This window comes from Paenibacillus sp. IITD108 (assembly GCF_036541265.1).
In the GTDB taxonomy this organism is placed as follows: domain Bacteria; phylum Bacillota; class Bacilli; order Paenibacillales; family Paenibacillaceae; genus Pristimantibacillus.
Genome location: NZ_JAZHCT010000001.1, coordinates 102442 through 115718 on the forward strand (window position 1 = coordinate 102442; position 13277 = coordinate 115718).

Below are 13277 nucleotides of genomic sequence, written 5' to 3' on the forward strand. Positions count from 1 at the left end.
TCTCGAACGTTAACCGCCGTTAATAACAAGAACTGGACGTCTGGAGGCTGTTGTATTTTCTTTCGATGCAAATGCCGCCCCATAATCTTCGGTCAAGCCTATGATTCTAAAATTCAATTGATTGCCTGATTGCTGCTGAACATAGGAAGTAACATCCAAATAAACATACTGTCCCGCTGCACTGGCAGTAGCAGAGCCCAAAGCGGTTCCAGCTTCCGTTGGCCGATTGGCATACGTAATTCCCGTCTCCGTCCAAGAGTTGTTCTGAATGCCATATGCTCTAAGAGGGAAGGTCGGCGTGTTGCTATGCAAGCTAGTCACATACAGCTTGATTTGAGCAGAATTAATCGTTCCAGAAACAGAGGATTTATTAAATCTCAAGTAAGCTTCTCTCACATAGGCAGAATTATTATCTCTTTTCTTTACCGTCAATGTCGTATCTGTACCATAGTTGTTACTTGTCATACCGCCATGTACATAGCTGTCGGCTGTAACTGCCAGTGTATAGCCTGTGGAGGCGCTTGCAGGAGCGGGCTTCCACCAATTTCCGGAAACAAAAAGCATATTCATTAAATTGTAAGTGTCGCTAAAATAGCTTGATTTCGCGTTTTTCATATAATCCCAGCCGGCATTTACCCAGCTTTGGTGGCTAGAGTTAGCGGTTGCTGCAGAAATGAAAGGCGATGTAAATACGGCAGAGCTATAGCTGTTCAGAGCATTGCCGCTTAGTGTATAACCCGCGGTTATCGCTGAAGGCGAGCCGCCAGTCTTGCCTTTTATCCAGCCGGAAATCTTGTCCGCAATCGTCTTTGCTCTTGTCTCCCCGTAAAAGGCATAGTCCATTACTACGCGCAGCGGTACTCTGGCAGCATTATAGTAATACTGATTGGTTTCTTTAAATTCATTCAAAAACCATTCAGGCGCCGGTTTGGCCGGATTGTCTACAATAAAGTCTGAAATAAGTCCTGTAGAGGAAGCGTAGCTGTTGCTTACCTGGCTATAAGTCGTGTATAACGTGTTAATGACGTTGTTCCACGTATTGTCGCCTGTTACGTCGTAGAAAGCTCTCAGATGGCTGAACATCCAGTCAGATGGCCTGGAATTCAAAGCGCTCTTGGAGTCCCAATCACCAAGATTCAAGCGATTATTCGTAGTAACATTGCTTGACTTGATCGCATTTATCATATTTTTAGCTTCTTGCAAATAGTTGATCGTGCCGCCCGAGCCCCATTGGTGATGAGCTAGTATGAGCGAATACGCAATATCTAGATCGCCGTCAGTAGCCGAGCTGAAATTTCCTTGAGCATTCACATGATCTGCGACTACCCAGCCCATCAATGCAGGGTTAATGGAGCTTTTATACGCTCGCGCAGTTTTGAATAATCCGTTGTATATGGTTTGGGCTTGAGAGTCGTGACCAGCCATCAGCACGGTAATAATCATGCCGAAGCCTTGACCCTCGGATGTGCCAAGAGGGGTATAACCTCCCGCGCTGCCGGTAATTTCTCCTTTCACATAATAGCCGCCTGGCAGCGAGGATAGATTATTTTTAAGGTACTTGCCTTTCCAGTAGTCATAATAGGAGGAAACAGATGCGTTGAGTGAAGCCTGACTGACATGATTAGGTTTAATGATGCCGGCAAATGTTTGCTGCTGAGGAAACGGCCTTGCTTCATTGGCCGCTGCTGCCAAGCCGCCCGGTACAAATGGCAGCTGTGGCAAGCTGGCTAGCAGCAGCACTGCTAGACCGGCCAGCAACGTTTTTCTCAAGCTTTTTACACGCGTAAAAATAGAGACTAACATATAGACACCTCCTTGGAATTACAGATGATTTTTTGATCTGCATGTTCATTATAGAAGGTGCGTAACAAGTTAAACTACTTGCATAATCAACGATTACTGATATAAATTAATTATTTTGCAGATATGGGTGGATTTGCCGGAATGATGATCAAGACGGTTGTTCCTATTCCCAGCTTGCTGAAGATAGAAACGCCATACGGCTTGCCATAATGAAGTTTAATGCGCTGATCGACATTGCGGATGCCGATGCCTACGTTTAATTGATCCAAAGGATCGAATATTTGCCGGATCGTATCCGGATGCATGCCATAACCGTCATCAATTATTTTTATGACAACCTTTTTATCTGCTTTTTGAATAATGACACGCATTCTAACGCCGCTTTCCGTCCAGGCATGCTCAAACACATTTTCAATGATCGGCTGGAGAATCAGCTTGATTGTTTCACAATCCAGCGCATCGGGATCTATGTCGTACCAGGCTTGCAGCTGCTCGCCATACTTCGTCCGCTGAATATTAATATAAGCCTGCGCCTGCGCCCATTCATCCCTCAGCAATATTAGGTGCTTCCCGTCATTCAACGTTAGGCGATAAAATTTGGAAAGATCGATTACCATGCGGTTAAGCTTCTCTACTTCGCCGAATTTAGCCAACGAGCTGATGGAAGACAGCGTATTATATAAAAAATGGGGATTAATCTGGGATTGCAGCGATTCCAGCTCTGCTTCCTTTTTTTCAATATTCGTCAAATAAACTTCGTCTATGAGCGCTTCGGTATCCTTTCCCATATCATTCAGCGCTTTGGCGATCATGCCAAATTCGTCATTCCCTTTATAGTTCATCCGCTTGTGAAATTCCCCTTCGCGGAATGCGCTTAGCACCGACACAATTTTCCCAACCCTTTTCGAGAAATAACCGCTTAAAAAATAGCCGACCATAATAAACACAATTAAACAAGCGATGCCGACAATTACCGTAACCGTACGCACTTGGTCAATATCTTTTTCTATAATTGTAGTCGGAATAAGCGTTATCAAATTCCAGTTCAAATAAGGCAGACTTTCTTCAAGCACAATATGCTCACTATAATAATCGCTGTCAATCTGATTTGGAGCCGCAAGCAGCAGTTCCCCAGAGGAATATACAATCTCTCCCTGCTCATTCACGATATAGATGGAGCTTCCTTCGCCAATTTTTTCGCTGTCCACGCTATGAAATAAATCCGACAGATTATATGTAATTCTCATAAAAGCCAGCTCTTTGAAGTCTCTAAATTCTCGCACATCAACTACACGCCGCAGCAACGATATTAAACCATGCTCTGCATCATCCTCTATTTGAGCCCAACGCATCGTATGCCCGTATTCCTCCGCAGGAAATTCCATATACCAAGCTGTGTCTTTTATCCGATCAATATAATATAAGTCAAAGCTGCCATTGGTTAATACATAGGGTACAGCTATCCTTTTTAGGCTGTACACTTCATAAAGTGTTTTGTTATGGATGTAGAAGGAAAGCAAGGCCGGTAAATTGGACGATTTTATAGTATCCTGCAGCTTCGGCAACAAATAATTAGCTGTATTATCATACTCATCCCAACCCTCATGTTTTTGTTTTAAAATGAATATGAGCTTAGAATCATGATACAGCAGCCTGGAGGTATGAATGGCCGCATCCAGCTTATATGTAATATTGTCCGTTATTTGCTGCAAAGTGCCATTAATATTGTTTTTTGTTTGTTCGCGAATAGAAGTCACATAGATCGTGCTGGCTATAGCAACGACAGTAACTAGCGGAACCACAATAAGCAAGCAGTAAGAAAGCATCATTTTGTAGCCTATCGGTATAAATCGCAGCTTTTGTCGCGGCTCCATATCAGCTCTCCTTTAGAATCAAATCTTGAACTTATACCTGTTTTCTATACTCATTGGGGGTCATGCCAAAGCTCTTCTTGAACTGTCTGCTGAAATAAGGCAAATAACGATACCCGACTATGTCCGCTACCTCATATACTTTTATCGTAGGATCCTTTAGCAGCTCTGCCGCCTTGTCCATCCGCAGCTCGATTACATATTCACTATAATGCTTGCCTGTCTGTTCCTTAAACAGCAAACCCAAATAATTAGGAGAGAAAGTGAAGCGATCCGCCATTTGCCGCAGAGTCAAATTTTCCTGCAAATGCTCTTTGATGTGATCCATAACATCTCGGATTAAACGGCTGTTTTTATTTTGACGTTTTTGGTTAAGAAGCTCGGATATTTCATACAAATTTCTTCTCAGCCAGCTTTGAATATCATTGATCGTCTCGAAGCGAAGCAACACGTCCAAATCCTTCAGCTCAAGATTCAATATTTTAAACAAGTCTTCATTCTCCTGATGCAGAAACAGCTGCAGTTTCATCACAATATGCAAAACAAAATTGTATACGGTAAACCGCGATGACCATTGCGCAGTCATTCGAAATAAAACCGCAAGCTCATCATGCAGCTTAACGAGCTCGTAATTAGCAACAGATTCAAGCAAAGTATCCAATTGAATGTCCAAATGCTCTGCATGCATTTTCTCAGAGCACGGTATGTCGGAGTAGGCAATCCATTTGCCTTTTCCGGCGAACATTTTGTGATCAAGCGCTGCTGCAGCCTGTTTAAAGGACATTCGAAGCTTCTCCTTACAATAAACAGCTTCTCCTATGCCGCCTGTAATTGAAAATGGCAGTTCTTGTTGTATCCTATCATTCATATCATGCAAATCTACACCTCTTGACAGGCAATTTTCCAACAGGATCACGAGGCGATGCTCCCCTATTTTGCTTACATAATTAATGTTTCTTTCTTGACATGCCTCATAGGTGTATTTGCGAAAAATAGCAATCCATTCATTCTTTTCATGTTCCGAGTAGTGATTGAGCTTCCAGGCCAAATCGTCAGGCTCCAAGACAGCTACTTGGATCGGCCAGCATAATTGAAGCTGTTCTTCGATTTCATTAAATGTATGCATATATTGTGGATTGGCAGGGTCCTCCAACAGTATTTGCCAGAAGTCTTTTTGTATCTTGGGAATTAGCTGCTTATAATTTTCCTCGGCTTCACGTCTCATTCTTTCTTTATCAAGCTCGCTTCTAATCGAAAGCAAGGATTGTTTCACTTCATCATCATCAAATGGTTTAAGCAAATAGCCGCTGGCCTGCAATGACAGAGCTGCCTTGACATAATTGAATTCCTGATGACCGCTTATAAACATAACTCGCAGATCACTTTGCTTATCGATCGCTTTTCTGGCAAGCTCCAGTCCAGTCATAAGCGGCATATGTATATCTGTTATTAGGAGGTCAATAGTGTGTTCATTCATGAGCTCCAACGCCAAAAAGCCGCTGTTAACGGCTCCCACAACTTCAAATCCTAAATCACTCCAAGGAAAAAACACTTCCAGCGCTTGCAAATCAAGCAGTTCATCGTCCACGATAACAATTTTATATGCCATGCACTCACCTCAATAAGCAATTTATGTGAAGTTAAAAGAGATTAGGGGGGAGCCCCCCCCAATCCTATTGAAGTTCAAGCACTATTGGCTTAATAGCTTTAAATTTTCCTGCCAAATTTTAGTTTGGAAAGCAAGCAATTTTTCATATCCTGCCTTCTGGGCATCTGCCTCGGCTTTATCTAAAATTTTAATCACTTCTTCTTCGTTTTTGGCATATAGCGCTTTGGAGAAGGATTCCGTGTAAATATCTTCTATTTTTTGCTCAATAATTCCTTCATCGGAATCTGGAAAAGGATGCAAATTAACAAATGCCGAGGCGTTAAATTGCGTTTTCCAAGTAATTTCTGTCTGCCATCTCGTTTCCCAATTTCGTTTTTCTTCCGGAAAAGTAAGCTCAATTGCAGCTTTGCGCGTATCGATAAAGACTGTATTTCCATTCCATTGGAAGTTGTTGGTCGTATTCATCAGCTCGGCAACCTTAGCGCTCTCAGAGAAGTAACGATCATTAAATAGCGGTCCGCCTTCCTCGTTTGTGCCTTCCCAGTACAAGCCTTCAGGACCCCAGAATATCGTGCGCTGTCCCTCTTCTCCCGTGTACCAATCTAAAAATGCAAAAATATGCTCAGGGTTTTTATGATTCGTTGTAATAACACTTACGTTCCAGCCAACACTCGCCCAGTCTCCCGGCCACACTTTGTTTTTATCGACGCCTTCCTTATGAAGCGGCCAGATCATCATATAGCCTGGATGATTCGGATTTGATTCCTTTACGAGCGAATCTGCAAGCGCAGCAATCTCTGTAGGGGTTGAGGCAGCAAATACAGCTACGCGATCGGAATACATTCTCTCCTTCACTTGATCTTCTGTCTGCGTTAAGGCATCATGCGTAATCAGCTTCTCTTGAAACAGCTTGTTGGCAAAAACCATCATTTCGCGGAAAACAGGGTTTACGAATAATGAAGTAAGCTTATCGTTTTCTGGCACCGCAAGCTGACTAATATAAGTTTTAGGGAAATCATTTGCAAAGCCAGATACCATCAGCTCGATTCCTTGGCGTTCTATGCCCGGATCAAAAGGGGTAACGCTTGAACCATACTTCTCCTTTACCATTTTCAAATAGCTGTACAAATCGTCGAAGGTTTCCAGCTTAGGGCTGCCAAGCTCTTCGTAAATACGCTTATTGACGACATAGCCGGAATTTCCGTTAGGCTGTGTTGTATACCAATTCGGAAACTGATAAAGTTTACCGTCTGGAGAGCGAAGTAAATCAATCGTAGACTCGCCAACCCATTTTTTCATATTCGGGTACTTATCCAGCCAATCATCAAAAGGCACCAGCATGCCGGCTTCGCGCAGCTTCTCCACATCGGAGCCGCGTTCCAGCCATATGACGTCCGGCAAAGACTTCGAAGCAATCATCGTGCTTAGCTTTTGCTCAGCGTTGTTGCCGGAAGGAATACTTGTTACCGTTACCTTTTTATTTTCTTTAATCCAGGCAGTCGCTGCATCTTCACCCCAAGGGTACATCGTGTACCAGTCATAATGGCCATAAAAGGTAAAATCAACTGGTGTTTCCCCAAGTACAAAGCCTTTTTCCTCTTCATTATCCTTCCCCTTGTTCACGTTCGTCGCAGCAGGACTTGTATTTGGTTTCTCGTTTGATCCGCTGTCTTTGCTGCAGCCTGTTAAAATAATCGTAAAAACAAAGATGACGGCAAGTGAAAACTTAAAGCTTTTGTTCATTTTGTTCATTTTGTTCATCTGTAAATATCCCCTTTCATTTTTTTGTTATATGTTCAAAGCAATTTGCTTCAAACTACTCCTTAAGCGAACCTATCAAAACGCCTTTTACGAAATATTTCTGAACAAACGGATAAACAAGCATGATCGGGATTGAGGCGACCATCATCGTAGCCATCGATAGGGACTTAGTAGTCACATTGCTTCTCATGCGCGACATCGCAGACTTTGCAGCTGAATTGAGCTGCGACATTTGCTCAGTCATAATGTTGGAATTCAATATTTGCTGAAGCTTCGTTTGAATAGGCAGCAGCTCTGCTTTATTAATAAAAATACTTGGTGCAAACCAATCGTTCCAGTGATACACCGCCGTAAATAGAGATAACGTAGCAATTACCGGGCCTGACAGCGGCAGAGCAATTCGGAAAAGTGTTCCCCAGTTCGTGCAACCGTCAATTTTCGCTGATTCCTCCAGCCCATCGGGAAGCCCTCGAAAAAAAGTTCTGAAAATAATCATATTCCATACACTAATCATTCCTGGTATAACCATGACCCAAAAAGTATCCATCATGCCAAGCTCACGAATTAGCAGGAAATACGGGATTAAACCGCCGCTAAAGTACATTGTAAAAATACACATAACCATATAAAATTTCTTGTTCATCAAATTTTTTTTGGACATGCCATATGCGAAAATTGCTGTAGCTATAATGGACAGGAACGTTCCTACAACCGTCCGCAAAACGGAAATGATAAACCCGTCGACGATGCGGCTGTCCTTAAATACAATTTGGTAATTATCCCAAGTGAAATTTCTCGGCCAGAAGGTTACCCCGCCCAATGCGGTGTCCGCGCCATTGTTGACCGAAATAACAGCTGAATTCCAAAAGGGGTAAAAGGTAGCAAACCCGAGCAGGCATAGGAATGTATAGATTACGATATACATAGCCTTATCCCCGCCGCTTAACTTCATCATAGCTGATCATCCTTTCTTGGCCGCAAGCCTACTACCACAAGCTATTGCCGCTTCGGCGGGCAGCGTAGTTGGCAGCAGCCAGCAATGCTATACTGATAACCGCTTTGAACAGCCCAATCGCTGTCGCATAGGAATATCTTTGATTTTGAATGCCGATACGATAAACATAAACATCAATAACATCAGACACTTCACGAATAGCCGGGGATTCCAGCAGCAAAATATCTTCAAAGCCGGCACTGAGCAAATTGCCGATAGCAAGAATCATAAAAATAATGATGACCGGCATAATAGTCGGTATGGTAATCAAGTACATTTGCTTAAAACGGCTGGCGCCATCAATCGATGCCGCTTCGTAAAGCTGCGGATTGACGCCTGCAATCGCTGCCAAATAAATAATCGATCCGAATCCGATTCCTTTCCATACATCGGCCATAACGAGAATGCTCCAAAAGTACTGCGGCAAAGAAAGAAAGCTGATCGGTTCCTCAATTAAATTAAGATTGACCAAAAGCATATTCACACTGCCGTTATCGGTGGACAGCATGGAGGAAACCATTTGGGCAACGATAACCCAGGATATAAAATGCGGCAAATAGCTGATCGTTTGGATGAAGCGTTTAAAAAACATCTTTCTTACTTCATTCAGCATAAGCGCCAAGATGATAGGTGCCGGAAAACCTATTAGCAGCTTTAGAAAACTGATTACGATTGTATTTCGCATCACCCTTGAAAAATCTGAATCATTGAAAAAAGCGCTGAAATGTTTAACCCCTACCCAAGGACTATCCAAAAAGCCTTTGAATAAGCTGTAATCCTGAAACCCGATCATCACCCCATACATAGGAATGTATTGGAATACAAAGATCATGAGCAGCGCAGGGATGACCATCAGCTGTATATCCCATTGAGCAGCCAGCCGATTCCAATAAGATCGTTGCTCAAGCGGAAGCTCCTTGCCCATCGCTTTATTTGATTGAGCCATTAACGTTTTCTCCCTTCCTCTCATACTTGGCTTGTGACACTCATTATAGCGACAGGACGCTGGAAGAAACTACTTGTATTGTCAACGAATTGTGATACAAATTAATGATGGCGTTAAAAATTATCGATTTCTCGCAAGGTTAAACTTCTCCGCCGTCCAAGTTTATAGTAAAACTTATAAATGCTTATAATTGCACAAAAAAGCCCATCATCTCGATGGGCTTTTCCTTACAATATGTTCATTGTTTCAATATGCTGCCTAGTTTCGTCCGTCCCGAGTTCATAAAGCTTGGAATAGATTTTTTTAATAATGTAATCATGATCAGCCATAAGCTCTGCGTTTGGCGTAGCCTCCAGCGGACGAAGCATGCTATGCCCTGTTAGCCCCGTATCCATATGATACATTTCGTCAAACAATTCCTTGAGCTGCATGACTTCCAGCTCGCTGGCTATAATCTCCAGCTCATAGCTGGCTGCCTTCGGATCGGCCAAAACTTGCATCGCTTGTACGGATACATAATACGGTATTTTGTGCTGCTCATGCTGATTGTGCTGCTCCATGCAAAAGCCTCCTTATAACCTGCATTTCTAATAGGTGATAAGGTAGCTTTCCCCAACATATCCCTTTTTTATTCCTGCTTCTTCACGCCGCAAACCGGGTTATGTACTTATGTATTAGCTTACATTTGCCCTTCAAGCTTAGCCAGCAATTTCCTCAGTGCTTCTCCGCGATGGCTAATCTGCTGCTTTTCCGCTTTTGAAAGCTCAGCTATAGAGCACCCAAGCTGTGGCAGCCATAGCAGCGGATCATAGCCAAAGCCGCCTTCACCTAGAGGCTTGTCCATAATATAACCGCTAACGGTACCTTCTGCTTCTATAAACTCATCTTTGATTGGATCATACAAGGACAGCACGCATACGAAATGCGCCTTGCTCAGCAAGCTTCTGTCCGCTGGCCATGCTTCTATTTCCTTGGCTTCTATATGTGCAGCTGCGGCCTTAAGCTCATGCAGCAGTTTGTCATTATTAGACTTATCAGTTGCGCCTTCGCCGGAATAACGCGCGGAGTAGACGCCCGGTGCACCGTCAAGCGCATCTACACAAAGGCCCGAATCATCAGCTAGCACAGGAATGCCAAGTGCAAGTGCCATTGTTTTTGCTTTTTTGCGCGCATTGGCAACAAAAGTATCGCCGTCCTCTACAATATCCGGTATATCAGGATAATCGGCTAGGCTGGTTACAATCGTATCGCCTGTTTGCAAAGCATGCTGAAATTCTAGCAATTTGCCAGGGTTTCTTGTAGCAATAACGATTGTTTTTGGGCTCGAGTCCAGTTGCTCATTACTCATTGTGAAGCCTCCCCAATTCTCGTGCCTCTTTCGCCAAGCACTTCCTTTTGAATTGAAATTAATTGTTGAATGCCAGATTCAGCCAGCTCTAGCAGCTCATTGAGCTCCTGGCGAGAAAATGGAGCTTCCTCTCCTGTTCCCTGCACCTCTACAAATTTGCCGCTGCCAGTCATAACTACATTCATATCCACCTTCGCGCTGGAATCTTCCTCATAGTTCAAATCAAGAATAGCCTCGTCATTAATAATACCAACACTGCTTGAAGCAAGGAAAGCGGTAATTGGATATTTCGCGAAGGAATGGGACTGAGACAATCTGTGGACTGCTATAGAGAGAGCTACAAATGCTCCTGTTATCGAAGTTGTTCTTGTGCCGCCATCTGCTTGTATAACATCGCAATCCAGCGTAATCGTACGCTCGCCCAATGCGTGCAAATCTACTACAGAACGAAGCGCTCTGCCGATCAAACGCTGAATCTCCATTGTTCTTCCAGAAAGCTTTCCTTTTGCCGACTCACGATGATTGCGAGAATGAGTTGCTCTTGGCAGCATGGAATACTCTGCTGTTACCCAGCCTTTGCCCTGTCCTTTCATAAATGGGGGAACACGTTCCTCAACGGTTGCTGTGCAGATTACTTTCGTATCGCCAACCTCAATCAACACTGAGCCCTCTGCGTGCTTATTCACATCTGTTGTTATTAAAACGGCCCGTAATTGATTGGACTGCCGCTTGTCATTTCGCATGTATAAAAGCCTCCTGATTTTTTAATCTTTATTATTTTAACAAAGTAAAATGCGAAATGCACCTTTCTGAAGCAATCGGGCAAAAAAAGAGCCAAAGCTGCGTCAGTTACGCAGCTTTGGCATTAGAGGGGTTAGGATTTAATCTTGTTTACATGCAAAGGCTTGTTGACCGGTTTGCTATAAATCTGGTTGCGGTCATCAACAACGTCTGTTTGCCCGTTCAGCTTGATTTGAACAGCCTGGGCGTCCGTGTTTTCCGTCAATGACAAGACGACCGCCTCAAGCATTTCAGACGGAGCAGGCTTGTCGCTCGCATAAGTGCTGTCCTCCAGGTCGATCGTTACAACACCGTCCTTTTCCTCTATGCTCAATACTTCAACACCCGGCATTATAACCGAAATAAGTTCTTTTTTGTTTAAAGGACCTGCTATCAGCTCTTCCATAGCAGCATGCACGGTAGAATCAGAGCGATTAATCAAGCGGGTTACAGGCACGTAATATTGCTCGTCATAATAAGTCATCGAAGAAAAATATAACATTACCGGATAAGAATTTGTATAATTAACACCATTTGCAAGCTCCAAATTAATGCCCATTTCTCTTGTTAATACTTGATCCAGCGGCATACCGCTTGCAGGCATCTCAGCTAATCTTTCGCCCTCATGATAAATTTCTACGCCTTGCACATCCGGTAATGAAGTAAGCGCCCAAGTGATAGATTCTACAATAGCACGCTCATCCTGGCTGTTATAATCAGCAAAGGATTCTGAGAAATCAACCTTTACAATATGCGTTTCCGGATTATGCTCATATTCTAGCACTTGCGTTCCTTGCGGAATCATCGCCCGGAAATCTTCAGGCAATACGTTTGCATATGTGCCGTTATCAACCATCATCTCCAGCACTCTCTGGCCAGCTTCCTCCTCAGCGCCCAGTACTGCAGGCAAGGAAACAGGCGCCAAATAACCGTTGCGATCCTGCAGGTACACCGTTATATTCTCTGCTCCCTCCATATTTTCCACGTCGACAGCTCCAAGCGTTGATTTTGCTCCATCCTCCTGCTGATCCTCGAGTTCCACCTGCGGCGGGTCAATTTCCTTACTCCCCTTGTTCCAAATGCCACACCCAGCTACTAGTACCGGCAACACCAGCACAGCTGTAAGCGCTGTGCGGCGAATCCACTTGTTCTGCATCATAATCGTGTATCCTCCCCAATCAATTTTTGCCTGTCGGCTTTGTACAATTCCTTATTTGTAGTAATATGTATACGAGCCCTTCCCTGTTTTAGACCAATTTGTCCATTAAAAAATGAGGGGGATTTACAATGAGTGAATCTGCAAAGTATATGTTGAATAGCAAAGAGGTTGCTGCAGCTACTTATGAGCTGCTTGAACAAAGAGGAGTAACAAAAACAGCGATTGCTGAGCTTGTCCATTTTCTGCAAAAAGACTATTTCCCTGGACTTACACCAGAAATGTGCACCGTGCATGTGGATGCCGTCCTATCAAAGCGCGAGGTGCAAAATGCTGTTTTGACAGGTATTCAGCTTGATATTTTAGCTGAAGAAGGCAAGCTGATGGCACCGCTACAAGCTATGATTAAAAATGATGAAAGCTTATATGGCTGCGATGAAATATTGGCGTTGTCCATTGTTAATGTTTACGGCAGCATCGGGTTTACTAATTTTGGCTATATCGACAAAGTGAAGCCTGGCATCCTTGTACACTTAAATGCGAAAAACGGCCAGCATGTGCACACTTTCCTTGATGATATCGTAGGCGCTATTGCCGCCTCTGCCGCTAGCCGCATGGCACACCGCAGACAGGCTGAGCTGGAAGGCGTAACAACACCGCCGCTTGACTAATAATTGCTTTCTTCTTTTGGTCAAAAAAAGAATCTATATACATTTCAGGTAGCTAGTTTTTGCTTTTTGGCCCCAACAAGGAACTAAATGCATTTCATGTATCTAGTTTCTCCTTTTTTACCGAATAAACGGTTCTACATGTATTTCATGCATCTAGTTTCATTGAATTACCCGATATAGTGCGAAACGCGCCAAACTAGATGTAGTTTTTCCCCTTAGAATCGCAAAAAAGCCGAATTACTTAAATCTAAGTACATGAAATGCAGTTAGCTTTAGCGCGTGAGTACATGTTCAGTTCTACTACAAATAAAAATCGCCTCTCCGCCTGCCTATCAGGT

The 13277-nt window shown here is 43.4% G+C and carries 11 protein-coding genes and 1 pseudogene; 1 reads left to right on the forward strand and 11 read right to left on the reverse strand.

Annotated elements, in window-relative coordinates:
• Positions 1-9: 9 nt before the first annotated feature.
• From V1L65_RS00455 to V1L65_RS00505, 11 genes and pseudogenes are all read right to left on the reverse strand, one after another.
• A complete protein-coding gene (locus V1L65_RS00455) occupies positions 10-501 on the reverse strand; it encodes a CBM96 family carbohydrate-binding protein (protein ID WP_331697325.1) in 492 nt (163 codons plus the stop codon).
• Between the two features lie 24 nt (positions 502-525).
• A pseudogene (locus tag V1L65_RS00460) lies at positions 526-1803 on the reverse strand (glycosyl hydrolase family 8); the annotation flags it as partial.
• Between the two features lie 110 nt (positions 1804-1913).
• A complete protein-coding gene (locus V1L65_RS00465) occupies positions 1914-3677 on the reverse strand; it encodes a sensor histidine kinase (protein WP_331697074.1) in 1764 nt (587 codons plus the stop codon).
• A gap of 31 nt (positions 3678-3708) precedes the next feature.
• The gene (locus tag V1L65_RS00470; protein ID WP_331697075.1) at positions 3709-5283 is read right to left on the reverse strand and encodes a response regulator transcription factor; all 1575 of its coding nucleotides are present in this window, start codon (positions 5281-5283) and stop codon (positions 3709-3711) included.
• 81 nt (positions 5284-5364) lie between these two features.
• Positions 5365-7035, reverse strand: a complete 1671-nt coding sequence (locus V1L65_RS00475; protein WP_331697326.1) for an extracellular solute-binding protein — start codon at positions 7033-7035, stop codon at positions 5365-5367.
• A gap of 64 nt (positions 7036-7099) precedes the next feature.
• Positions 7100-7999 carry a carbohydrate ABC transporter permease gene (locus V1L65_RS00480; protein WP_331697076.1) on the reverse strand — a complete coding sequence of 300 codons (900 nt, stop codon included), beginning with the start codon at positions 7997-7999 and terminating at the stop codon, positions 7100-7102.
• Positions 8000-8030: 31 nt separating this feature from the next.
• Positions 8031-8984 (reverse strand): ABC transporter permease, encoded by a 954-nt coding sequence (locus tag V1L65_RS00485; protein ID WP_331697077.1) that lies wholly within the window; start codon positions 8982-8984, stop codon positions 8031-8033.
• 227 nt (positions 8985-9211) lie between these two features.
• Positions 9212-9544 carry a hypothetical protein gene (locus V1L65_RS00490; RefSeq protein ID WP_331697078.1) on the reverse strand — a complete coding sequence of 111 codons (333 nt, stop codon included), beginning with the start codon at positions 9542-9544 and terminating at the stop codon, positions 9212-9214.
• 119 nt (positions 9545-9663) lie between these two features.
• Entirely contained in the window at positions 9664-10332 is a 669-nt protein-coding gene (gene rdgB, locus V1L65_RS00495) for an RdgB/HAM1 family non-canonical purine NTP pyrophosphatase (protein ID WP_331697079.1), read from the reverse strand.
• Positions 10329-11075 (reverse strand): ribonuclease PH, encoded by a 747-nt coding sequence (rph, locus tag V1L65_RS00500; RefSeq protein ID WP_331697080.1) that lies wholly within the window; start codon positions 11073-11075, stop codon positions 10329-10331. Before rph ends, rdgB begins: the two co-directional genes overlap by 4 nt.
• A gap of 131 nt (positions 11076-11206) precedes the next feature.
• A complete protein-coding gene (locus V1L65_RS00505) occupies positions 11207-12271 on the reverse strand; it encodes a GerMN domain-containing protein (protein WP_331697081.1) in 1065 nt (354 codons plus the stop codon).
• A gap of 128 nt (positions 12272-12399) precedes the next feature.
• Between V1L65_RS00505 and V1L65_RS00510 the strand changes: the two genes are divergently transcribed.
• Complete coding sequence (locus V1L65_RS00510) at positions 12400-12939, forward strand: phosphatidylglycerophosphatase A family protein (RefSeq protein WP_331697082.1); 540 nt, start codon at positions 12400-12402, stop codon at positions 12937-12939.
• The last annotated feature ends 338 nt before the right edge of the window (positions 12940-13277 follow it).

What these genes read in the sequence shown, in the direction of transcription:
- V1L65_RS00465 (WP_331697074.1), bottom strand. Translation starts at nt 3,677, where the DNA reads ATGGAGCCGCGACAAAAGCTGCGATTTATACCGATAGGCTACAAAATG.
- V1L65_RS00470 (WP_331697075.1), bottom strand. Translation starts at nt 5,283, where the DNA reads ATGGCATATAAAATTGTTATCGTGGACGATGAACTGCTTGATTTGCAA.
- V1L65_RS00475 (WP_331697326.1), bottom strand. Translation starts at nt 7,035, where the DNA reads ATGAACAAAATGAACAAAAGCTTTAAGTTTTCACTTGCCGTCATCTTT.
- V1L65_RS00480 (WP_331697076.1), bottom strand. Translation starts at nt 7,999, where the DNA reads ATGATGAAGTTAAGCGGCGGGGATAAGGCTATGTATATCGTAATCTAT.
- V1L65_RS00485 (WP_331697077.1), bottom strand. Translation starts at nt 8,984, where the DNA reads ATGGCTCAATCAAATAAAGCGATGGGCAAGGAGCTTCCGCTTGAGCAA.
- V1L65_RS00490 (WP_331697078.1), bottom strand. Translation starts at nt 9,544, where the DNA reads ATGGAGCAGCACAATCAGCATGAGCAGCACAAAATACCGTATTATGTA.
- rdgB (WP_331697079.1), bottom strand. Translation starts at nt 10,332, where the DNA reads ATGAGTAATGAGCAACTGGACTCGAGCCCAAAAACAATCGTTATTGCT.
- rph (WP_331697080.1), bottom strand. Translation starts at nt 11,075, where the DNA reads ATGCGAAATGACAAGCGGCAGTCCAATCAATTACGGGCCGTTTTAATA.
- V1L65_RS00505 (WP_331697081.1), bottom strand. Translation starts at nt 12,271, where the DNA reads ATGATGCAGAACAAGTGGATTCGCCGCACAGCGCTTACAGCTGTGCTG.
- V1L65_RS00510 (WP_331697082.1), top strand. Translation starts at nt 12,400, where the DNA reads ATGAGTGAATCTGCAAAGTATATGTTGAATAGCAAAGAGGTTGCTGCA.